General features: G+C 68.4%; 1 protein-coding gene. It reads right to left on the bottom strand.

Annotated elements, in window-relative coordinates; genetic code table 11:
* Positions 1–34: 34 nt before the first annotated feature.
* Positions 35–941 (bottom strand): ISL3 family transposase (locus ACQRAP_RS08690; RefSeq protein ID WP_427795403.1); only part of this gene is annotated, 907 nt, incomplete at its 5' end.

The raw sequence follows: 941 nt of genomic DNA on the forward strand, positions 1-941 counted from the left end.
GAGGCTTCGGTAGTTTGTGTGACAAGGGGCTAGCCTAGGCAGCAACGCTCTTCGCTCCCTTCACGCCCTTCTTCCTCGCCTTCACCGGGCGACCCGGGAGCTGGGGCTGGCAGTCGCCGCACCTGAGCATGAGCAGGGCCACGAGGTTGTCGGTGTTGCGGAAGCCGTAGCCCATCCTCACCGTCACCTTGATCTTGTTGTTGATGGCCTCTACGCGCCCGTTGCTGATGCCGAGCTCGACTGCGGCGATGATGTCGTCGCGCCGGCGGCGCACCTTCTTCTCCACGGCGACGACCTTGGCGATCTTGCAGTAGGCGGCCCTGTGCATCCAGTCGTCGAGCAGCTCGGCGGCCTCGGAGCCGTCGGCTGCCCGGAAGACGGCCCGCAGGTCCTCCTTGAGCTCCCAGGCCCTGACCAGCCGCGAGCCGGCCCTCTTCTTGAGCGCCTCGAGCCTCGCCCTCTGGCCGTCGGTGAGGTCCTCGGGGTTCTTCACGAGCGCGTAGCGGCTGCCCTTGATGGAGGCCGCCTCCTCCTCGAGCGCCCTGACCTCCTCGGGCGGCAGCTCGCCTTTGGCAGGCCTGCCGCGCTTGCCCTCGGGCCTGGGCCTGGCGGCCCTGGCGGCGGCCCTGGCGGCGTTCCACTCCTCGCAGCGCACGGCGTCGAGCGCGTCGTTCATCCACTGGACCACGTGGAAGGGGTCCATGACCCACCTCGCGTTGGGGCAGCGGCGCTTGACCAGCTGCCTTATCCACCTCGCGCCGTCGGCGGTCACCACCTCTATGGCGCGCCTCTGCTCGCGCGTGAGCTCGTCGAGGAACAGGTTGAGCACGTCCTTGCCGGTGCCCTCGTGCGCCCAGATGAGGCAGCCGCGGTCGTGGTCGACGACCACCGTGACGTACTTGTGGCCCTTCTTGTACGACGTCTCGTCGATGCCGATGCGG

Origin of the sequence: Collinsella sp. SGI.180, assembly GCF_050313455.1 — a bacterium.
GTDB lineage: Bacteria > Actinomycetota > Coriobacteriia > Coriobacteriales > Coriobacteriaceae > Collinsella.